Annotated in this window: 16 protein-coding genes and 2 pseudogenes; 15 read left to right on the top strand and 3 right to left on the bottom strand. The window is 69.8% G+C overall.

Annotation, left to right across the window (positions count from 1 at the left end; translation table 11 throughout):
- Positions 1-209 precede the first annotated feature (209 nt).
- The 5 genes and pseudogenes from ACFWJB_RS28190 (at position 210) to ACFWJB_RS28170 (ending at position 5,616) form a co-directional block, all read left to right on the top strand.
- Positions 210-1,019 (top strand): annotated as a pseudogene (locus ACFWJB_RS28190) (IS5 family transposase).
- 685 nt (positions 1,020-1,704) lie between these two features.
- Positions 1,705-2,265, top strand: coding sequence for a hypothetical protein (locus ACFWJB_RS28185; protein ID WP_386925652.1), 561 nt, complete (start codon positions 1,705-1,707; stop codon positions 2,263-2,265).
- Between the two features lie 667 nt (positions 2,266-2,932).
- Positions 2,933-4,273, top strand: coding sequence for a hypothetical protein (locus tag ACFWJB_RS28180; RefSeq protein ID WP_386925650.1), 1,341 nt, complete (start codon positions 2,933-2,935; stop codon positions 4,271-4,273).
- Complete coding sequence (locus tag ACFWJB_RS28175) at positions 4,270-4,851, top strand: hypothetical protein (protein ID WP_386925648.1); 582 nt, start codon at positions 4,270-4,272, stop codon at positions 4,849-4,851. Before ACFWJB_RS28180 ends, ACFWJB_RS28175 begins: the two co-directional genes overlap by 4 nt.
- A gap of 12 nt (positions 4,852-4,863) precedes the next feature.
- Positions 4,864-5,616 (top strand): ABC transporter ATP-binding protein, encoded by a 753-nt coding sequence (locus tag ACFWJB_RS28170; RefSeq protein ID WP_386925646.1) that lies wholly within the window; start codon positions 4,864-4,866, stop codon positions 5,614-5,616.
- 272 nt (positions 5,617-5,888) lie between these two features.
- Here the strand turns inward: ACFWJB_RS28170 and ACFWJB_RS28165 are convergent.
- Positions 5,889-6,524: pseudogene (locus ACFWJB_RS28165) on the bottom strand (SDR family NAD(P)-dependent oxidoreductase).
- A gap of 354 nt (positions 6,525-6,878) precedes the next feature.
- On the opposite strand from ACFWJB_RS28165, the gene ACFWJB_RS28160 reads away from it, so the two are divergent.
- Positions 6,879-7,376 carry a cupin domain-containing protein gene (locus tag ACFWJB_RS28160; RefSeq protein WP_386925644.1) on the top strand — a complete coding sequence of 166 codons (498 nt, stop codon included), beginning with the start codon at positions 6,879-6,881 and terminating at the stop codon, positions 7,374-7,376.
- A 259-nt stretch (positions 7,377-7,635) separates the two neighbouring features.
- Here ACFWJB_RS28160 and ACFWJB_RS28155 read toward each other — a convergent pair whose 3' ends face one another.
- Together ACFWJB_RS28155 and ACFWJB_RS28150 are read right to left on the bottom strand one after the other, a co-directional pair.
- Positions 7,636-8,313, bottom strand: coding sequence for a response regulator (locus ACFWJB_RS28155; protein ID WP_386925642.1), 678 nt, complete (start codon positions 8,311-8,313; stop codon positions 7,636-7,638).
- Entirely contained in the window at positions 8,310-9,572 is a 1,263-nt protein-coding gene (locus tag ACFWJB_RS28150) for a sensor histidine kinase (RefSeq protein WP_386925640.1), read from the bottom strand. The genes ACFWJB_RS28155 and ACFWJB_RS28150 overlap by 4 nt, the downstream gene beginning before the upstream one ends.
- 346 nt (positions 9,573-9,918) lie before the next feature.
- On the opposite strand from ACFWJB_RS28150, the gene ACFWJB_RS28145 reads away from it, so the two are divergent.
- The 9 genes from ACFWJB_RS28145 (at position 9,919) to ACFWJB_RS28105 (ending at position 20,589) form a co-directional block, all read left to right on the top strand.
- On the top strand, positions 9,919-12,153 hold the full coding sequence (locus ACFWJB_RS28145) for an MMPL family transporter (protein WP_386925638.1): 2,235 nt from the start codon (positions 9,919-9,921) through the stop codon (positions 12,151-12,153).
- Positions 12,154-12,513: 360 nt separating this feature from the next.
- Positions 12,514-13,119, top strand: a complete 606-nt coding sequence (locus ACFWJB_RS28140; RefSeq protein WP_386925636.1) for an ATP-binding cassette domain-containing protein — start codon at positions 12,514-12,516, stop codon at positions 13,117-13,119.
- On the top strand, positions 13,116-13,976 hold the full coding sequence (locus tag ACFWJB_RS28135) for an ABC transporter permease (RefSeq protein ID WP_386925634.1): 861 nt from the start codon (positions 13,116-13,118) through the stop codon (positions 13,974-13,976). Before ACFWJB_RS28140 ends, ACFWJB_RS28135 begins: the two co-directional genes overlap by 4 nt.
- 116 nt (positions 13,977-14,092) lie before the next feature.
- Complete coding sequence (locus tag ACFWJB_RS28130; protein ID WP_386925632.1) at positions 14,093-15,196, top strand: terpene synthase family protein; 1,104 nt, start codon at positions 14,093-14,095, stop codon at positions 15,194-15,196.
- Between the two features lie 233 nt (positions 15,197-15,429).
- On the top strand, positions 15,430-16,026 hold the full coding sequence (locus ACFWJB_RS28125) for an SRPBCC family protein (RefSeq protein WP_386925630.1): 597 nt from the start codon (positions 15,430-15,432) through the stop codon (positions 16,024-16,026).
- A gap of 37 nt (positions 16,027-16,063) precedes the next feature.
- Positions 16,064-18,376 (top strand): FdhF/YdeP family oxidoreductase, encoded by a 2,313-nt coding sequence (locus ACFWJB_RS28120; RefSeq protein ID WP_386925628.1) that lies wholly within the window; start codon positions 16,064-16,066, stop codon positions 18,374-18,376.
- A gap of 214 nt (positions 18,377-18,590) precedes the next feature.
- Positions 18,591-19,103: an FAD-dependent oxidoreductase gene (locus ACFWJB_RS28115; protein ID WP_386925626.1), complete on the top strand. Its 513-nt coding sequence runs from the start codon at positions 18,591-18,593 to the stop codon at positions 19,101-19,103.
- A 223-nt stretch (positions 19,104-19,326) separates the two neighbouring features.
- Positions 19,327-20,142, top strand: coding sequence for a hypothetical protein (locus ACFWJB_RS28110; RefSeq protein ID WP_386925624.1), 816 nt, complete (start codon positions 19,327-19,329; stop codon positions 20,140-20,142).
- A gap of 180 nt (positions 20,143-20,322) precedes the next feature.
- A complete protein-coding gene (locus ACFWJB_RS28105; RefSeq protein WP_386925622.1) occupies positions 20,323-20,589 on the top strand; it encodes a hypothetical protein in 267 nt (88 codons plus the stop codon).
- Positions 20,590-20,608: the final 19 nt, after the last annotated feature.

Here is a 20,608-nt window from a genome sequence, read left to right as displayed (position 1 = left end):
ATCTGCTCAGTGGGCCTCTCCACCGATGCGGCGCCGGACCTCGAACAGGTCTGGCGCCGCAGGACGGTTGATGGCTGACGGAACGGACTACGAGATGGACGGCTTGGGCCGCGTCGTGGCGGGGACCTGGTCCGTCGAAGGTTGCGGGCGCATGGCGAGCAGGAAGCGCCAGGCTGGGCGAGCCACTACACCTAGGGTCCGTCTTTGAGGTGGTTCGCCGCCATGAACTCACCGACCTGGAGTGGGAGTTACTTGCTCCGCTGGTACCACGCGCCGCGACCGGTCGGCCGCGTGTGTCGGACCGGCAGGTCGTCAACGGGATGGTCTACAAGATTCGGACCGGGATCTCCTGGCGTGACCTGCCGGAACGCTATGGACCGTGGAAGACCGTCTACACCCGCTTCCGCCGCTACGCTCTGACCGGCGTATTCACCCACGCTCTCCAGCAGATCCAGGCCCGTTCGGACGCGGCCGGCGACATCGACTGGCTGGTCCAGATCGACTCCACCATCGTCCGTGCCCACCAGCACGCCGCCGCCACCGGCCGAAAAGGGGATCCACCGGCCGGACGAACCAGACGATCACGCCCTCGGCCGATCCCGAGGAGGCCTGACCACAAAGATCCACCTCGCCTGCGACGGCCGCGGCCGTCCCCTCGCCATCCTGCTGACCCCGGGACAGCGCCACGACAGCATCTGCGCACGGCCCCTCCTCGAGCGCATCCGTGTCCCGCGCACCGGCCCCGGCCGCCCCCGCTGCAGGCCCGACCAGGTCGTCGCCGACAAGGCCTACAGCTCCCGAGGCTTCCGCGCCTACCTGCGCAGACGCGGTATCGCACAGACCATCCCGGAGCGGTCCGACCAGACCGCCAGACCTACCGCCGGCGCAACGTCGTCGAGCGCTGCTTCAACCGGCTCAAAGGCTTCCGCGGCAGCGCCACCAGATACGACAAGACCGCCACCTCATACGAAGCAGCAGTCAGTCTTGCATCGTTCCCGCTGCGGGCAAGATCCGTTTGAAGACGGACCCTAGTGCGACTACGAGACGTCCGGGCCAGCAACGTCGTCGTCTGCAGGACAGAGCATGAGTCCCATCCGGTCCCCCTGAACCTTCTTGGCCCCGTGATCAACAGGGAGCAGGGAGAGCGGCAACGGTAAATGCTTTCTCGGACGAGGGCCATCGCTGGGCGGACGTCATCGACACCGGCGCGCCGTGCCCCGCATGGTCACCGGTGGATGCCCGGGGTGCGGGGGTCGGCGGCCTGGGCGTGGGACTCCCGGAGAGGCCCGCACCGCTTTGGTCGGCTCACGTTTGTTCATGGTCGTGCCACCTGCCGTCCGTGAGGGCATTTGAGCGCGAACTGAGCGCGAGTGCCCAATGCGGGCTCTCTTCCTCAGCTGCTCCTCGCATCGCGCCCGACCCCGCACACCCGGACTGGGAGCAGCTGCGCGCGGTGGAGAAAGGCCGGCGCCCCCACCGCCGCGCTGGCGAAGAGGCCGCCCCGGCCGCGCATTGGGAGGGCCGGAAAGATAGACCGGGGCGACCTCGAGCATCGGCATCCCCGATCGCTGTGCCGGCGGTGTGGCTGCCGCTGGTACGGGATTGCTGATGCATCGGCGCTAATGCATCAGCAGGATCCGTGAACAAGAACTTTGAGTACTCGTACTCATCCAGTACGCCCCGCCCGTCCCGCACAATCGCCGCATGCTCCTCTCAACTTCCTTTCAGAGCCGGCTTCTTGCCGCGTCCGGTCTTGCCTTGGCCGGCTGTCTGGCTGTGACCGGTTGCGGCAAACTGCGGGCCGCCGACGTGGCGAGCACCGCCACTCCCGTTTCTGCGGGCGCGACCCCTTACGTGGAACCCGGCGCCGGTGAGGGCGCACCGCACTACAACGAGAACAACGCCCACCGTCAGCCCCGCGAGATGTCCGCCGCGCACGAGAAGGACGCCCAGCGGGAGGCCGAACGCATCGAGCCGGTGCTCAGGCAACTGTGGAAGCAGGGGAAGTGGGATCCCGAGTCGGTGCGGGCGGCCCTGCTCGGGCTCGGCTACAAGGAGTCCGAGGACGTCGGAGGCCTGACCGTCCAGGAGATGTATGCGCGCTACCGGGACGGTGAGTACGTCACTCCGGAGGGTGCCATGATCGGATTGTGGGTCCATCGCGACGCCTGCGTCACGGCGTTCGTTCAGAAGTCCAACTACGGGGTGCAGGCCAACGGGCCGTACCTGGAGACGGGCTGCATGTCGCCGCCCATCGCGCACTGAGCGAGAGCGGTGCCTGCGCTCGTCCGTGTCGGGATGCCGACGTGCTGGCTGGGTTGTTGCCCTCACTCCGCAGGAATACCAGCCTGGAGCGTCATCTGCGGGACGGTGCCGTGCAGGGCGCGGCGAGCGCCGGAGGATCGCGTAGCGGCGGGCGACGAGTCCTTGGTCGAATTCCTGGCTGATCTCCTCGCGCAGAGGAGCGACGACATCGGCGGCGTGGGTGTTGGACAGGTAGGCGAAGGTGACGTCGTGCATCAGGCTCGCGGAGCGCGTGCGCGTGGGCGACGGGTTCCTCGGTGAGCCGACGGCCTTCCGCGACGGCGGGTCAGCGGGCGGTGGAGGCAGTGCGGTGCGGATGTCGCGGAAGGTCTGGCAGCCAAAGCCCGCACGATGGCCTCTCGAGGGCCTGGAGGTCTGTGGGCGAGCGTGGTGAGTCGGCGGGGTCAGCTCCGAGACGTCGCCGCTGCGGCCGGAGACGGTGATCAGGACGCGCTGGGATAGTCCGAAGCAGACGGTCTACGTGGACACCACCGCGGCCGATTGAGCGTCTACCTCAGTGCCATCCGTTGGGGCCGGGAGGCACCGTGCGGTGCCTCCCGGCCTGTCCCTGTTATGAGAACGGTGTCCTGCGTTGAACCTTCGAGCCCGTCTGCGTACCAGCCCGGCGGTGTGGACCGCGCCCATCTGGGCCGGGATCGTCCTCTTCTACTTCTTTCACGCGCTCCATCTCGAGGATCCCTACGAAGAGGTCATCGCCGGCCCGTTGTGGGCGCCCCAGCAGGTCGAGATGTCCCTCTTCTACTTCTACGCCTTCGCTTACGCCATCACCTGCGGGCTTGCGGTGTGGGAAGGCGGGCGCCTGAGGCGTGACGGGGTGTGGGGCCTGACTCCGGGGCGTTCCCGGGTTCGGGTGGCCGCGCACACCCTTGCTCCGGTTGTCGGGGCCGGCTGGCTGGTTCTTGTCCTGCCGGTTGTGATGCGTCTGGTGGAGACCCGGCTCGTGCCGACGCCGCAGGCTCTCATGCCGCTGCTGATGGGCATGGGAGTCGTGGTGGCCTGGGCGGTGCTGGGCTGCGCGCTGGGCCATGTGACCCCGCGGTTGATCTCCGCGCCGCTGTCCGCTGTGCTGGTGTACTACCTGATCTCGAAGACCGGGCAGGTGGAGCCGGTGTGGCTGCGTCACGTGTCCGGCACCGCTGATACGTCGCTGGCCTTCGGTGAGCAGTACCGGCCATTGACGCTGCTTGTCCCGTTCCTGTTCACCGCTGCTGTGGCTGCGGCCGTGGCGGTGTGGTGGCTGCCTGCTTCACGTGCCGTACTGCGCGGTGCGCGTGCCGGTGCGGCTGTGGCCGCGGTGGTGGTCATGGTTCTGTGCGCCGACACTGCCTCGGGTTGGGGTTACGGGAACGGGCCGGTGAGCGCCGGCCACGCTTCCGCCCGGTGCGCGGGTACGACCCCCCGGGTGTGCGTCGCCGATGCCGGTGGCGCCGAGGACCGCATCAACCAGGTACGCGAAGAAATCGTCCGTTCCCTGACCACGCTCCGGCAGGCCGGAGTGCAGGTGGCCGTGCCCACGACGGTCTCCGACAGCCTGCTCACCGGCCGCCATACGAATCCGTCCTCCCGGTCGGCGTGGTGGCTGCCGCTGTCGCAGCAGGCCGGGAAGAACGGGCCGGGCATGGTCGGGGTGCGCTACGCAGTCCTTCTCACCGCGGTGCAGTACCCCTGCGCCTTCCCCCCGTCGATACAGCCCGGCCGGTCGGTGAACTGGATCGTCAATCACGACGCTGCGATGCTGTGGGCCGCCACGCTCATCGATGCGGACGAGCCGTACCTGGCCTGGCGGCGCGGCGAGTACGGTGCCTCGTTCCAGAATCCTCGCGAGGTGCTGGCGAAGGTCCAGGAGCGAGCCGGCAGTGCGGCCAAGCTCGCGCCGAAGCAGCAGAGCCTGTGGTTCCAGGAAGAGCAGCAGAAGGCATGCCGCCTTATGCAGGAGGCCACCGCGTGACTCTTTGGTTCAAGGTCCGCCGGGTCCAGGCCGCTCTCATTCCGGCGCTGATGGCTTTCGTGGTGCTCGTCGTGGTGGCGCACGACCAGTACGTCCAACTGCCGAGCCTGCTCACAGCCCGGGGGAACCGCGTCTTCCTCATGCAGCTGGTGCCCCTGGTCGTCACTTCCGCGCTCGCCCACAGCCTCGCCCAGGCGGTCACCGAGACCGAAGCCGTAGCCCAGCGCGAGGTGCGGCATATGGACGCCGCCCTGATCGCTGCTGTCATGGCGACGTCCCTCGCGGCCAGCCTCCTCACCGGAAGCATCAGCGGATCACCGGAGGCCTCCACGGCCGGCCGCAACGTCCTGTTCCTCACCGGCCTCATGCTCCTGGCCCGCGCGGTGAACGAACAAGCCGCCACTGCCGCACCCGTGGGCTGGGTGCTCGCCGTGATGTTCATCGGATACCGCGACTTCGACCGCCCCTGGCCGTGGGCCGTCACGCTCCATCCCGCGGACTTTCTCCCCACGTTCGGGTTCTGCCTGCTCGTATTCGCCGCCGGACTCATCGCTCACGTCCGCTTCCCCCGCCTCTGAAAAGGGTTCGTCATGTCCATCCGCTTCGAGTCCTGTTCCTTCGGCTACGGACGTACCGGCACGCCGATCCTCTCCGACCTGACCTACACCGTCCCTGACGGCTTCACAGTCCTTCTCGGCCCCAATGGAGCCGGCAAGTCCACACTCCTCAAACTTGCCAGCGGCCTGAACCAGCCCCGCACGGGGACCGTGCACATGGGCGCCCTGACCTCCCGCGATACCGCCTACCTCCGGCAGGTGGCCTGGATGCCGCAGACCATCATCCCGATGACGGGCCTGACCGCTCGCGAGCAGGTCGCCTACACCGGCTGGCTGAAAGGCATGAAAAAGCCCGACGCCTGGGACGCCGCACTCGCTGCCCTGGACCGGGTCGACATGACCGACCGAGCCGACGTCAAAGCCAAGAAACTCTCCGGAGGCCAACTCCGCCGCGTCGGGGTCGCCTCCGCCCTCGTCCACGGGGCCCGCACCCTCCTCCTGGACGAACCGACCGCCGGCATGGACCCCACCCAGCGCCGCGTCTTCCGCGACCTGATCACCAGCCTCGCCACCGACGAAGTGCGCGTACTCATGTCCACTCACGACGTCGCCGACCTCGCAGAGGAAGCCGACCAGGTCACCGTTCTGCAGCAGGGCCGCATCACCTTCACCGGCGCCACGCAGCACTTCCTCGCCCACGCCCCCCAGGACACCCCAGAAGCACGCCGAGCCGAAGCCGCCTACACCACCGTCTCCGCACTCATCCCAGCGGGAGGATCCTGTTAGACGTGCCAACAACGGCTGCCGACCGCCTGCTGAGCGGTCCCGTCGTCGCAGGCCAACCACAAGGGGCAGCACCTGACGACAAGACGCACCCACCGTGGCCGAAATCTGCGAACAGGTCGGCCTGCGCTCGGAAGCGGGTGGGGGTGAGGACTTATTGGGATCCGTGGGGCTCGGCGGTCCACGGTCCGCAGCCGCCGCCTCCCCTCTCAGGTCGCCTCGTGCCCGCTTTACCGAGAGCACCCGAATAGCGACGCCGGACTGTCAATAGCGCGCTATCCGAGAGTGGGTTGGCCGCCCATGGCGCTGAGTGTGGCGCCGTTGACGTAGCTGGCGTCGGGGGAGGCCATGAAGGCAATGGCTCGTGCGATTTCCTCGGGGTCGGCGAGACGCTGAAGAGCAACGGCTCGTCCGGCGGATTCGAAGGCGTCGCCATAGACGGCGGTGCCTTCGGTGCGAGTGGGGCCTGCGGCGACGGCGTTGACGCGGACTCCGGCGGGTCCGTATTCGGCGGCCCAGACGCGGGTGAGGGATTCCAGAGCGGCTTTGGTGGCTCCCTAGATGCCACTGCCGGGGCTGGGGGTATCGGCAGCGCCGCTGCTGACGTTGATGATCGCGCCGTGTCCGCGCTCGGTCATGCCGGGGGCGAGTGCCTGGACGAGGAGGTAGGGGGCGCGCAGGTTGATGGCGATGTGGGCGTCGAAGCTGGCGGGGGTGGTGTCGGCGGTGCGGGCGAAGTGGAAGATGCCCGCGTTGTTGACCAGGATGTCGGCCTGTCCGGCGCGTTCGGCCAGAGTGGTCACCTGCGCGGGGACGGACAGGTCGGCGGGCTCGAAACGGGCCGCGTGGGTGCGGTGCAGGCACCGCAGTCCCGTCCCAGCGCGCCGCTCAACGCGATCCAGAACCGGCACCCGCCGCACTGGTGGTGCCCTTGGCAAGGGCATACGACTCTCCGGGCAGGTCCTCCAGGCCCCACACAGGGAGTTCGCGCTGATCGAGGACGCGAGCCACTTCGCAGCCACCCCGAGCAGTTCGTGCGCCTCATGCTGACCAAGGCCCGTCCCCCGGTTGCGAACCAGGAGCAGGTCGCGGCGGCGACGTGACGGGGCCGATCCCCAGGGCCAGGCCCTCTCCGGTGTCGGCTGATTGACCCATGATTTTCCATCAGGAATGAACCATTTCATGGGTCTTTCCCTGTCATAGAGTTGTGGACGCAAGGCCGGGAGGGAACACAAGAACGGCCGCTGACCAGGGGAGATGCCACCATGAGCACCAACATGCTGAAGCCCGTCCTGACCCGTGCCGTCGAGGCGGAGACGACCAGTGACCCGAGCAGCACGATGACGCTGCTGGCCGACTGCGGTACCGACGGCAGCCCGATCACCAGTTACCGTTCGACCTTCGCGAAGGGCGCGGTCGGAGCCCCGGCGCACTTCCACACGCGGGCCTCGGAGCTGTTCTTCGTGATCGGCGGCGCGCTCCAGGTCCTGGTGGACGACGAGATGAAGACGCTGAACGAGGGCGACTTCCTGCTCGTCCCGCCGCACACCGCGCACGCCTTCGCCGCGGCCCCCGGCTCCACGGCCGACGTGCTGTTCACCTTCACGCCCGGCATGCCGCGCTTCGACTACCTGCGCCTGCTCGGCCGCGTCATGCGCGGCGAGGCGAGCGCACAGGAGATCAAGGACTCCGCCGAGCTGTACGACAACCACTACGTGGACAGCCCGCTCTGGCGCGCCGCCCTGGAGACGGCGGCCGAGTAGGTCCGGCTCCGCAAGGAAGGTCCGGACGCCACCGACAGTCCCGCTTGGAGCGGATCCGACAGGGCTGACGCGGGCGCTGTAGTCCATCCAGCGCGGCAGGTCCTTCAGCTGCGGCAGGTCCTTCAGCTCCGGGACGTACCGGTCGAGGCGGTCCCGGTCGTCCTGCGCCAGGCCGTCGACACGGACGCGAGAGTCCGGCCGGCAGGACGACGGAAGGCCGCCGGCTCACGGCCGTACAGCATTCTTTCCGGCCCGAGTTCTACGCTTCCCGTCGCGCCGTGACCAGGCCCGTCTCGTAGGCGGCGATGACCGCTTGAGCCCGGTCACGGACCCGCAGCTTGGCGAAGAGTCCGGTGATGTGGTTCTTCACGGTGGAGGCGCTCACCCCGAGCCGGTCGGCGATCTCCGTGTTGTCCAGGCCTCCGGCGATCAGCCGCCATACCTCCCGCTCACGCTGGGTGATGCCCTCGGCGCCGAGGGGCAGCGGGTCCGGCGACGGCTGGGCCGGGGCCTTGACGTGCGTGGAGATGAGCCGGGTCAGAAGCCGTGAGGCGAGGATCGACTCGCCGTCGTGGACCACGCGCAGGGCGGCGACGAGGTCCTCGGGCGAGATGTCCTTGGGCAGGAAGCCGCACGCCCCCGCCCTCAGGGCGTCCACGACGTACTCGTCCATGTCGAAGGTACTCAGGGCCAGGACCCGGCAGCCGGGCAGTTCGGTGGTCAACCGTTCGGTGGCGGCGATACCGTCCAGGACCGGCATGCGAATGTCCATGATGACCACGTCGGGTCGGCATGCGTGGGCGAGGCGGACCGCCTCGGCGCCGTCCCCTGCCTCGGCCACGACCTGAAAGCCGGGTTCGGGGTCCAGCATCAGGGCGAGACCGCGTCGGACGAGGGGCTGGTCGTCGGCGATGAGGACCTTCACGCTCGTGCTCACGCGTACGCTTCCTGACGGTCGGCGGGCAGGGGGAGGCAGGCGCGGACGGCGAACCCTCCGCCCTCCGGCCCGGCCCGCAGGGTGCCACCGTGGAGGGCGACGCGCTCCCGCATCCCCACGAGCCCGTAGCCCGTTCCGCGTGCGACGGAACGGCCGGGAAGCGGACCGTCGTCGGTGACGTCGACCCGCACCTCGCGCAGCGAACAGGTGAGCCGTACGTCGACGTGCGCGCCGTCGCCCGCGTGCTTGCGGGCGTTGGTGAGGGCTTCCTGGACGATGCGGAAGACGGTGAGCGCGACACCGGACGGGAGCGAGCGGGGGTCGCCCTCCGTGGTGAGCGTGGTGGGAAGGCCGGCGCGGCGGCTGTCCCCGACGATGCGGTCCAGGTCGCCGATGCCGGGCTGCGGTGCGGTCGTCCCACTCCCCTCGCCGTCCTCCTCGCTCTCGTCGCCGGCCCGCAGCACGTCGAGCAGGTGACGCATCTCGCGCAGGGCGGAGCGGCCTGAGCCCTCCAGGGCGACGAGTGCCTCGCGTGCGGCCTCCGGGGACCGGTCCAGGTTGGCCCGGGCACCTCCGGCGAGCAGCTGCATCGTGGTCAGGTGGTGGGCGACGATGTCGTGCAGTTCCCGGGCGATACGGCGCCGTTCGTCGGAGACGGCCCGCTCCGCGAGCCGCCGCCGCTGGGTCTCGGCGTTGCGCTGCCAGCGGCCGACGGCGACGGCGGCGCCGGCCACGAACAGCGCTGACGCGGCGTTGGGGGCGAGCTCGATCAAGGACGGCGCGGGCATCCCGGGGTGGACGAGCTGCAGCGCCGCGACGCAGCCGGCGACGGCCGCCGCGCCGACCGCGGCCCGGTGGTGCCGTACGACGGTGTAGAGGGCGACGACCATGGCCGCCCCGTAGTGCTGGCCCACGGAACTGAACCAGTTGACCGACAGGTTCGCCGCGAGGACGCACGCGAGGACCGTCAGAGGTGCGCGGCGGCGCGCCAGCAGGAACAGCGAGGCGACGACCACGACCGCGCAGCCGGCCACCGGGACATGTCCCTGGTCCATCTGGCTGGTGACGGTGAAGCCCACGAGATCGACGGCCGCGGCGCCGACGGCGACGAGTCCGTCGTGCTGGGTCCACAGTCCCGGCCCTCCGGTCCGGTTTCCCGTCGCGGCCCGGTCGGGAAGCGCCCCGGTCGCGCGGTCCGGCAGCCCGCCGCCGGGCGCGTCGGCCCCCTCCCGTGCCCGGCCGGAGCGCCCCTCGGTCACGCTTCGTCCCATCTCCACCCCCAGTGCGCATGCATACTTCCCCGCCGACGCCGCACCGGCCCGATGACCTGCGGTTCGTCCGTCGAGTGTCCCATGGTGCCGATACGCCGGGCCCCTGGCGTCCGGACCGGGAGGGAGCGGGGACCGGGAGCAGGCTCCCAGCGGCCTGACGGTCCGGGGCCGTGCTCCCAGAGGGCATCTCGTCCTTGGCTCCGAGGTCCGGGCCGCGCGTCGCTGATGTGCTGGACCAGTGCCGGGACGAGACCCGGCACGGGCGCCGCCCCGGACGTCCACGGTCCCGTGGCACCTGCTCCCCGTATTCCCGTCCCCTTCCCGGAGGCTTTCCGTGATCCGTTCCCTGACCGGATTCTCTACCCGCAGACCTTGGCGGGTCATCGTCGTGTGGGCGGTGGCCGGCATCTTCGTGACGCTCATGGGCCAGACGCTCGTCTTCCGCGTGACGCAGACCGACAGCGCCGGATTCCTGCCGGCGCAGTACGACGCGGCCGCGGCGCTGCGTATCGCCCGGGAGGAGTTCGGCGCGGAACCGGACGCCGATGCGGTGACGGTGCTCGTGGCGCGGCGCGACGGCAAGCCGCTACGGGAAACGGACCAGCAGCGCGTACAGGACGTGGCGCGTGAACTGAGCGCCATGCGCCTGAAGATGCCGTGGACGGACGAACAGATACGGGGGCTGTCCGAGGACTACTCCCAGGTCCCCCGCGTGGCCCTCATGACGACCGCCCCGGACTCGTCGTTCGCGCTGCTCGGCGCACATCTGCGGGGCAACTCCACCGACCCCGGCATGCACTCCCTGTACCGGGTCTTCCGCGACCGCGCACAGCAGGAGTTCGGCGAGGCAGGGCTGCGCACGGGCTTCACCGGCGGCCTGGCGGACGTGGTGGACCGCGCCGACGCGGAGGAGACCACGCAGGTGGTGGTCGGTCTGCTGATGGTCGGGCTGATCGTCGTGATCAACGTGCTCGTGTTCCGCAGCGTCCTGGCCGCGTTCGTCCCGCTGTTCGCGGTGACCGTGGTGGCAGGCGCCGCCGCCGGCACGGTCGTGGGTGCAGCCCTCCTGACCGGCTTCGACCTGGACCCGGGCACCCCGAGCATGATCGGCACCGTGCTGATCGGTATCGGCGTCGACTACTTCCTCTTCCTGTTGTTCCGCTTCCGCGAGGAGCTGCGAAAGCGCCCGGAAGAGCATCACCGCCTGGTGGCCGCGGACGTGGCCGGGCGGGTGGGCGCGGCGGTGACCTCGGCGGCGCTGACGATCGTGGCGGCCTTCGCGACGCTCGGTGTGGCGACGTTCGGCCAGTTCCGGGTGCTCGGCCCGTCGGTGGCGGTGTCGGTGCTGGTGATGCTGGTGGCGAGTCTGACTTTGATGCCGGCGCTGCTGGCGGTGACAGGGCGAAAGATGTTCTGGCCCTCGCGCATCCTGTCGGAGAAGGCCGGGCGGCCCGGCGCGGCGGGCCGCACCGGCGAGTTGGTGGCGCGCCGCCCGGTGCTGGTGCTCGCTGCGTCGGTGGCCCTCCTCGGCGCGCTGGCGGCCGGGGTGGCGGGTGTCCGCATGGACTTCGGTACCGGCGGCACTCCGCGCGACACGGCGGCCGCCGCGACGGCGCGGGAGATCGCCGGTGCCCTGCCGACGGGAGTGTCCGACCCGACGACGGTGTACGTCACCGCCGACGACGGCCGGGTCCTGGACCCCGCGGAACTGGGCGCCGTGCAGCGGGCGCTGTCGGAGGTGGCCGGAGTGGGCAAGGTGGCCGCCCCCGTGTTCGACACCGACCGTACCGCCGCTCGGCTGGACGCCTATCTGACGGTGGACTCCCAGTCCCAGCGCGCGCGGGACCTCGTGTCAGGCCCGGTACGCCGAGCCGTGCGGGAAGCGACGCCCGCCGGACTGACCACGCACGTGGGCGGCACGGCGGCCGTGTTCGCCGATGTGGCGACGGCGGTCGACCGGGACCTGCGCACGGTGTTCCCGGTGGCGGCGGCACTGATCGCGCTGATCCTCGTGGTGCTGCTGCGCAGTCTGGCGGCGCCGGTGGTGCTGATGCTCGCGGTCGGGCTGTGTTTCGCGGCGACATTCGGCGCTTCTACGCTGGTCTTCCAGCACATCGGCGGCGAGGCGGGCGTGACCTTCGTACTGCCGCTGGTGCTGTTCCTGTTCGTGGTGGCGCTGGGCACCGACTACAACATCCTGATCAGCGACCGTCTGCGTGAGGAGATGGCCCACGGGGGCCCGGCCCGCGCCGCCGTGACCCGCGCGGTACGGCACACGGCGCCGGCCGTCGCCACGGCGGGCGTGGTCCTGGCGGCCTCATTCGGCAGCCTCGCGGTGAACGCGGACCCCTCCACCCGTCAGCTGGGCTTCGCCACGGCCCTGGGCATCCTCCTGTCCGCCTTCGTCGTGTCGCTCCTGCTGGTCCCGGCGGCCGCGGCACTGCTGGGCCGGGGAATGTGGTGGCCGGTGCGCGGAGTACGGGATCGGCGGGACGGGACCGGCCCCAACACCTCAGAACAGCTGTCACGCGGGAGCGAGGCTGCCCGGCAGGTGTCCGGACGGTCCTGACGGCGCCCACCCCGCCGGCCCGTCACACGGCCGGCGGGCCTGCCGTGGGGCGGGCTGGACCGCTGACCGACTCTGGCGTGAGGGAACGTCCGACGCGAGAGCGGCGAGGGTGCAATCGACGGCGCGGCGCAGCCGGGCGAACTTGGCGACCGCGATGCGGGACGGGATGCGGATGCGGGCGGCGGGGGTGTCGCCGTTCATGCAGGCATGTATCTGGGCCTCTCCCAATCGAACTACGGGGCGTCTGTTTCACCGTTTCGGGCGGTTTGGCGCCGAGGTTGTGGATCTTGTCGTTTCCCTGCCATTGAATTGGCGTATGACATGGCGACAGTATTTATGAGGTGGGCTGGGGGCGGCGCTGTGGAGGTAAGGGGGGTGCATCACGCCTACCGTCGGCGGGTGGTCCTGCGGGGTGTCGATTTGGACCTCGGGTCCGGTGTGCTGGCCGGGATCGTCGGCGAGAACGGTGCGGGCAAGACGACCCTCTTGAAGGTCCTTTCCGGTGAGCTGCGTGCGGACCGTGGCACGGTGCGCCACCGGGGTCGCTTTGGCTACTGCCCTCAGGATGTGGTCCTCAACGACGCCCTGACCGTCCGGCAGCACCTGGAGTTCTTCGGGACGGCCTTCGCGCTGACCGACCTGAGACATGCCGAGAAGGTCATGGAGGTTCTGCAGTTCTCCCAGTACGCCGATGTGCGCGCCGGGGCCCTCAGCGGCGGGACCCGGCAGAAGCTGAACCTCACACTCGCGCTCATGCACGATCCGCAGGTTCTCCTGCTGGACGAGCCGTACCAGGGTTTCGACTGGGACACCTACCAGCGGTTCTGGGAACTGGCTGCCCAACTGCGCGACGCCGGCCGCTCTGTCCTGGTGGTCTCCCACCTCGCCTACGACACCGAACGCCTCGATGAGCTGTGGCGTCTGGAGGCGGGCGCGCTGCGCCGGGAGACGGCGGCACCGGCATGAGGACTCACCTGCACCTGTTCACCACAGCCACCCGGTACGACCTGATCGAGCACGCCCGCAACCGGTTCGCCATGCTGCTGGTCGTCTTCTTCATCCCCACCTGGGTGGGCCTGGTCTATCTCACCATCCCCGACGAGGCGGCCCCCTTTCGTCTGGCCTCCACCGGAGAGAAGCTGGCGCCCGCCGGCAATGAGCTGACCCAGATCACCGGGGCCCTCAACGCCGTCACCCTGGTCACCGGGTTCATGATGTTCGCCGCCACCTTCACCGGCGGGCGCTTCGACCGACGCCTGGCCATGGCCGGCTACCCCCGCGCCCATCTCGTCCTGGCCAAGGCCGCCTCCCTGGTCCTCGCGTCCGCGCTCCTGGCCGCTTACGCCACCGCCGTCATGCGTATCGCCTGGGTGCCGGAGCAGCCCTCCCTGCTCGCCGCCGCGCTGTTCTGCGCCGCGCTGACCTACGGAGCCATGGGCGTGGTCCTGGGATCCCTGCTGCGCCGCGAGGTCGAGGGCATGTTCGCCCTGGTGATGACCAGCGTCATCGACGTCGCCCTGCAGAACCCCATGGTCAGCGCCGGTGCCGACAACCCGCTGACACGCTTGCTGCCCACCTACGGCTCCGTCCAGGCCGCCACCGCGGCCGGCTTCTCCACCACCTCCCTGCCCGCCCACCTCGGGCTGCAGTTGATGTGGTTCGCTGCCACGGCGCTCCTGGGCCTCCTGGCCTTCTGCCACCGCACCCGCAACGCCCTGCCCGTGCCAGGCCGCCCCATGACCGCGGAACCACGCGACGCTGCGCGCCTCGAAGCTCAGCGGGCACCAGCTGCCGGCCAGAACTCCTCACCGGGCTCGCCGTAACCGGTGGCGTCCGCCGCATTAACCCGGCCGGACGGAACCAGCGCGCGCCGGCCGATCGCAGTGGGCGCACCTCCAGGCCATCACCCTCACGACTGCGCACCGACGAAGGAGCATGCATGAGCAGCACACCAGAAGTGGGCCAGACGGCGATTCCGGCACAGCGGGGAAGTGCGCTGCGCTTCCACTACCCCCTGCCGATGCCGGAGCTCCCCCACGTTCCCACGGATGTCACAGCCGAGGTCCAAGCGTGGAAAGAGTCGTACGGGTGGGCCGAATTGAGCCCCCAACCCCATCACATTCCCGGAACCGTCATGGCCTGGTGCCTAGGAAGGGTCTCCACCCCGGAGACCGGCAAGCAAGTGCTCCGCGGCCTCGGCTGCCTGAACGAGTGGGCACTCGTCATCGACGACGACGTGCTCGACCACCCCGAAGCCAGCAGCCGTACCAGCGACATCATCCGATTCGTAGGCCAGGTCACGCACGTGATGGAATCTCCGGGATGCCGGTTACCGAAGAACGCCGGCCCCCTCATCGCGGCGATGCACGACGCGATGGAGCAACTGCGCGCGGAGTGCACACCCACACAGGTGGCCCGTGTGAGCGCCGGGCTCAGGCGCACGCTCACCAGCGGAGTCCACAAGCTCCACCTGGACGAACCCAACGAAGACGAATACCTCGCCCTGCGCATTCACGACATCGGCGGTTACACGTACGCTGCGCAGATAGCCATGTGCGGCCCAGCTCCCATCCCGGACGAGGAATGGAACGCACCGGCAGTCCAGGCCCTGATCGAGTGCACCACTCTGCTCGTCGGAGTGGAGAACGATGTCTTCTCCTATCGAAAGGAAAAGGCAGAAGGCCAGACTTCCCCGAATATCGTGGGCATCCTGCAAGCGGCTCGTGGGCTCTCCTTCGACCAGGCCATCGCCGAGGCGGTCGAGGTGCGTGACCGCCTCATGCTCCTCATCCTCCGCCTGCGCGAGCGCCTGATGCCCTCGGCTGAGCCGCCGCTGCGGTACCTCATCGAGCGACTCGGACATTTCATCGTCGCCAACACCGAAACGTACTGGTGCGCGCCGCGCTACCGCAGGTCAGCGGACCAACGCATGGCTCTGGAGGACGTCGCCAAGACCCCCTCCTGCTGGGCGCCCTCACTGTCGACCAACGACACCAGCCCTCTGCCCTACCCGAGCATCTCCTGGTGGTGGGACCACTGCTGAAGGCCCCTGTCCGACGAAAGAACGCCGCAACCCGTACGCGAGTACCCGGTTCTTGGGTTCCGTGTACGGGTTGACGGTCAGGGATCAAGCGTCACCAGGGCTTTCCGGGTGAACGGGGCACGGCCCGACGCCCGTGCCTGTCCGGCCGGGATCGGGGAACCAGAAGTGGTGCCCTGACTCATGAGGGGAGGACGGGTGCCCGGACGCCCGGCTTACTCACCGGAAGAAGGATCATGATGGCGCACGAAGAGGACGACGGGCGCAGCGACGGCGACGGCGTCACACGCCGCCGTCCGCTGCGTGAGTGGCACGTCGAGGAGACGGTCGAGGTCGCGGTGCCGGTCCGCACGGCCTACAACCAGTGGACGCAGTTCAAGACGTTCCCGCGCTTCTCGGCCGTGGTGCGCGACGTCGAGCAGGTCAGGCCCACCGTCGCCGCGTGGACGATCGGCTACGGCCCGCTGCGCCACCGTTTCCCGGTCGAGATCGCGGAGCAGGACCCCGACGCCTACCTTGCCTGGCGTGGTCTGGAGCAGCACCCCACCCATGAGGGCGAGGTCGAGTTCAGGCCCACGGGGTCCGGCGGCACCGCGATCACGGTCCGGATTCTCCTGCGGCCGCCCGGCGCCGCGAAGGTCCTCACCCGCTCCCCCAGGGTCACAAGGCTGACCGCCCGGCTGGTGCGCGCCGAACTGGTCAACTTCAAGCACTTCATCGAAGGGCTCGGCCAGGAGGGCGGCGCCTGGCGCGGCACCATCCGCAACGGCCGCGTCCAGCACGACACCCCGGAACCGCCCAGGAGCCGTGTCGCCCAGTGGCCCGTCGGCTGACCCGCACACCCGCACACGGCAAGAGAAAGGCCAAGCGATGACGAATCCGCCCGGTCAGGAGCCGGAGACCTCCCTCTCCGTGACACCGCCGAAGAAGTGGGCGGCCGGGGTCCCCGCCGTCGTGCACGCGCTGGAGTACTCCCTGGAGCAGACCTCCCCGCGCAAGACCGGGGTCGACCTGCTCACCATGAACCAGGTGGGCGGGATCGACTGCCCCGGCTGCGCGTGGGCCGACCCCGCGCCGGGCCGGCGCCATCGCAACGAGTACTGCGAGAACGGCGCCAAGCACATCAACGACGAGGCCACGACGCGCCGGATCACCGCCGACTTCTTCCGCGAGCACAGCGTGTCCGATCTGGCCGCCCGTTCCGACATGTGGCTCAACCAGCAGGGCCGGCTCACCGAGCCGGTGATCAAACGGCCCGGATCCGACCACTACGAGCCCATCGGCTGGAACGACGCGCTGGGCGTCCTCGCGCAGGAACTCAAAGGGCTGGAATCGCCCGACGAGGCGGTCTTCTACACCTCCGGCCGGGCCAGCAACGAAGCCGCTTTCGTCTTCCAGCTCTTCGCACGGGCCCTGGGCACCAACAACCTGCCCGACTGCAGCAACATGTGCCACGAGTCCAGCGGCTTCGCCCTGAACGAGACGCTCGGCGTCGGCAAGGGCACCGTAAGTCTCGACGACCTCCACCACGCGGACCTGATCTTCCTGGTGGGGCAGAACCCGGGCAGCAACCACCCGCGGCAGCTCTCGGCCCTGGAGGAGGCCAAGCGCAACGGCGGTCGCATCGTGGCGGTCAACCCGTTGCCGGAGGCGGGGCTGCGGCGCTTCAAGAACCCGCAGAAGCCGCGCGGGGTCGTGGGGCGGGGCACCCAGATCGCCGACCGCTTCCTGCACATCAAACCGGGCGGGGACCTCGCCCTGTTCCAGGCACTGAACCGGCTGCTGCTGGAGGCGGAGGACGCGCGTCCCGGCACCGTCCTGGACCACGACTTCATCAACGCCCACACCTCCGGTTTCGAGGACTTCGCCCGGCACGCCCGCACCGTCGACTGGGACGACGTGCACACGGCGACGGGACTGACCCGCCAGGAGATCGAGAAGGTCCGCGACGAGGTCCTGCGCAGCGAACGCGTCATCGTGTGCTGGGCAATGGGTATCACCCAGCACAAGCACGGCGTGCCCACCATCCGGGAGATCGTCAACTTCCTGATGCTGCGCGGCAACCTGGGGCGCGCGGGCACGGGCGCCTGCCCGGTGCGCGGCCACAGCAACGTCCAGGGCGACCGCACCATGGGGATCTGGGAGCAGATGCCGGACACCTTCCTGGACGCCCTGCAGAAGGAGTTCGGCTTCAACCCGCCGCGCCCGCACGGCCTGGACTCGGTGAACTCGATCAAGGCGATGCTGGAGGGCCGCGTCAAGGTCTTCCTCGCCCTGGCCGGGAACTTCGTGCGCGCGGCGCCCGACAGCGAGGTCACCGAGAAGGCGATGCGTTCGTGCCGGCTGACCGCCCACATCTCCACCAAGCTCAACCGCTCGCACACCGTCTGCGGCGACACCGCCCTGATCCTGCCGACGCTGGGGCGCACCGAGCGTGACGTCCAGGCCGACGGCGAGCAGTTCGTCACCGTCGAGAACTCCATGAGCGAGGTGCACACCTCCCAAGGGCGGCTCGAACCGGCCTCGCGCATGTTGCTGAGCGAGGTCGCCATCCTGTGCCGGCTCGCCCGGCTGTCCGTCGACGGCGTGGGGGACATTCCCTGGGCCAGGTTCGAGGGCGACTACAACACCATCCGCGACAGCATCGCCCGGATCGTGCCGGGCTTCCACGACTTCAACGCCCGGGTGACCCGTCCGGGAGGCTTCCAGCTGCCCAACCCGGTCAACGAGGGCGTGTTCAGAACCGAGACCGGCAAGGCCCGGTTCACCTGCAACGAGCGGGTGGTCCCCCTGGCCCCCCAGGGGCACCTGCTGCTGCAGACCCTGCGCTCGCACGACCAGTGGAACACCGTCCCGTACACCAACAACGACCGCTACCGCGGTATCCACGGCAGCCGCCACGTCGTGCTGGTCAACCCGGCCGACCTGTCCGAACTCGGCCTCGCCCAGGGCGACCGGGTGGACCTGGTGAGCGTCTGGGAGGACGGCACCGAGCGCCGGGCGGAGAACTTCGAGGTCGTGTCCTACCCGGCGGCCAAGGGTTCGGCCGCCGCCTACTACCCGGAGACGAACGTCCTGGTGCCGCTCGACAGCGTCGCCGACATGAGCAACCAGCCCACGTCGAAAGGCATCGTCGTCCGCCTGGAACCCACGGGCGACCCGTCCCGGCCGGCACCCGTCTGACCGGGGCCGGGGCCGGGGCCGGGACGGCCGTACCCCGGCCGGGCCCGCGGACGCAAGGCGGTGACGTGCCGGCGGCCGGAGTCAGGGACGTTCGTACAGCTGGAGCAGGCCGCCCACGCAGAAGCATCCGGAGCCGAGGAGCGTGCCCCCCAGTCGGCGATGCCAACGTTGATCAGGCTGCCGGTTACGCCTGGCCCGGTTCACCCCGGTTTGGATGGGCGCGGCCGTCAAGGTCGTCGCCCACTACCCGACCGCGTCCTGGCAGGAGGACGGGCTGGCCGGTGCGGCGTTCAGCAGGACCGGCCCGCTCCGGGAGATCCACGACATGTCCGGGCCCGACGGCGAGCCCGCCGCGCTCTTCGGCTTCGCCCACGCCCGCACCGTACGCCCCGGCTTTGAGCAGGTCGTCGCCGCCCAACTCGCCCGGCTCTTCGGCCCGGCAGCCGACTCCCCCGCGGCCCCACACGTACAGGACTGGAGCGGCGAACAATGGACCGCCCCGTCCACCGTAGAGCACCTCGCCGACTACTCGCTCTTCGGCCACCCCCTCTTCCAGCGGCCGGCCCTCGACGGCAGCCTGCACTGGGCGTCGACCGAGACGGCCACCGATCATGCCGGACACGTCGAAGGCGCCCTCGCCTCCGGAGAACGCGCGGCACGCGCCGTCCTCGCGGCGCCCGCCGACGTGAACGACACCGCGCGGGACATCATTGCCCCCAGCAGGTAGACCAACGGCCTGACGCCGTACGGATTCCGCAGTGCTCGGCGCATGAAAACCGTACGGCTTGCCGCGCCCGGCCTGATGTCTGGCGCGGGGATGTCCGAGGTCATCGGCGGTGGCGGTGGCGGCGACGGCGGGCAGGGGGGCGAGGGAAGTGCTCCGCCGGCTGGTCCTCCCCGGCGTTCACCTCGGACCGGCACCTGTGACGGCTGCGGCCTAAGGTGGCGGAATGATTCCGCCTGCCGACCGGACGGCCCTGGACCTGCTGGACGCCCACCTCGAGGCGCTATGGGGGACGTGGGAGGCGTCGGACGTGCTTCCGGCCGAGCCGTCCGGACTCGCGGCGGAAGGAGCAGGCGAGCTCGTCCACTGGGCCCTTGGTCGTCTTCGGAGCATCCCCCGCGAGCCGAAGGACGCCTTCGCCCGTGAGATCGGCGGCCTGATCATGGAATTCCGCTCACGCCGCAGCCCTTGGAACGCGGCGGCGCTGCGGCTGCTGTACGACCAGTGCGTCTTCGTCGCCACCGGCCCGCGACGGCACGAGGACTGGACGCACGACGTCCACGCCGTGCTGCACCGGACGGTCGCCGATCCCCGCGGCTGGCTCCGGCTGGACATGGACCGGCCCGACCCCGCCCGCCAGGGCGTGCCCGCCTACCCCTTCGACCCGCCGGCCCCGGCCGACATGTGCGCCCACCTGCATCCCCTTGAAGCACAGGCGGCAGTGGCCGCGCTGGCCGTCATGGCGGAGGAGTGGCAGACGGAGCAGGCCCCCGTCCGCTCCCGCCCGAACCGGGACGCCCTGCTGGCAGACGCCCGGTTGCTGCTCGACCGATACGGACCCGGCGCGCACTACTGGACCAACGCGACAGCCGCCGCCTCCACCCCGGCCCCCGACTTCCTCGCCTCAGGGCTCCAGGGCACCAGCACCCACCGCTTCCACACCACCGCCTACATCGCCGGCCTCGACATCTTCGACGACCTGGGTGTGATCGCGGTGAACGACGAAGAGGTAGGCGTCTTCTGGTCTATCGGGGCCTACTGACCACCACCACGCAACAGTTACTGGAGCGCGGCAGCGGCCTACTCCCGGCCGGTCGGTCATTCCGCAGGCCAGCAGCGGGGTGACCGACCCAGCGTGGCGTCGCTGCACCCGGCAACGCTTGCATGCACATCGCCCTAGTGCCGCATCAGGCAACGTTTGCCCTGCCTGTACGGTCGGGGCATGGATGCCAGCAGCCAGCCGACTCTTGATGAGATCGAAGATCGATTCGTTGAGGTTGTCGCGGGCCGGTTGTCCCGGGACGGGGCTGACCGTTGGGCGGCGAGGTGGGTGACGGAGGACAGGATCGTCTGGGACGACCTCTCCTGGTGGGCTCTGAACCGCCTCTACGGAATCGACCTTCCCGCGAGCGATGGCGGCGGTTACCTGCACGATGACGAACAGGTACGGGAATGGCTCACTGAGATGAGGAAGCGCCGAGCGATGTGAAGCCGTCGCAGCGCCGCCC

This window comes from Streptomyces sp. NPDC127100 (assembly GCF_042724095.1).
In the GTDB taxonomy this organism is placed as follows: Bacteria; Actinomycetota; Actinomycetes; order Streptomycetales; family Streptomycetaceae; genus Streptomyces.
Note: the sequence above shows the minus strand (reverse complement) of the source record. Positions and strands in the feature narration are given on the sequence as shown.

Bases quoted from the DNA above. Each gene is read 5' to 3' on its own strand.
- ACFWJB_RS28185 (WP_386925652.1), top strand. From the start codon at position 1,705: ATGCTCCTCTCAACTTCCTTTCAGAGCCGGCTTCTTGCCGCGTCCGGT.
- ACFWJB_RS28170 (WP_386925646.1), top strand. From the start codon at position 4,864: ATGTCCATCCGCTTCGAGTCCTGTTCCTTCGGCTACGGACGTACCGGC.
- ACFWJB_RS28160 (WP_386925644.1), top strand. From the start codon at position 6,879: ATGAGCACCAACATGCTGAAGCCCGTCCTGACCCGTGCCGTCGAGGCG.
- ACFWJB_RS28135 (WP_386925634.1), top strand. From the start codon at position 13,116: ATGAGGACTCACCTGCACCTGTTCACCACAGCCACCCGGTACGACCTG.
- ACFWJB_RS28130 (WP_386925632.1), top strand. From the start codon at position 14,093: ATGAGCAGCACACCAGAAGTGGGCCAGACGGCGATTCCGGCACAGCGG.
- ACFWJB_RS28125 (WP_386925630.1), top strand. From the start codon at position 15,430: ATGATGGCGCACGAAGAGGACGACGGGCGCAGCGACGGCGACGGCGTC.
- ACFWJB_RS28120 (WP_386925628.1), top strand. From the start codon at position 16,064: ATGACGAATCCGCCCGGTCAGGAGCCGGAGACCTCCCTCTCCGTGACA.
- ACFWJB_RS28115 (WP_386925626.1), top strand. From the start codon at position 18,591: ATGGGCGCGGCCGTCAAGGTCGTCGCCCACTACCCGACCGCGTCCTGG.
- ACFWJB_RS28110 (WP_386925624.1), top strand. From the start codon at position 19,327: ATGATTCCGCCTGCCGACCGGACGGCCCTGGACCTGCTGGACGCCCAC.
- ACFWJB_RS28105 (WP_386925622.1), top strand. From the start codon at position 20,323: ATGGATGCCAGCAGCCAGCCGACTCTTGATGAGATCGAAGATCGATTC.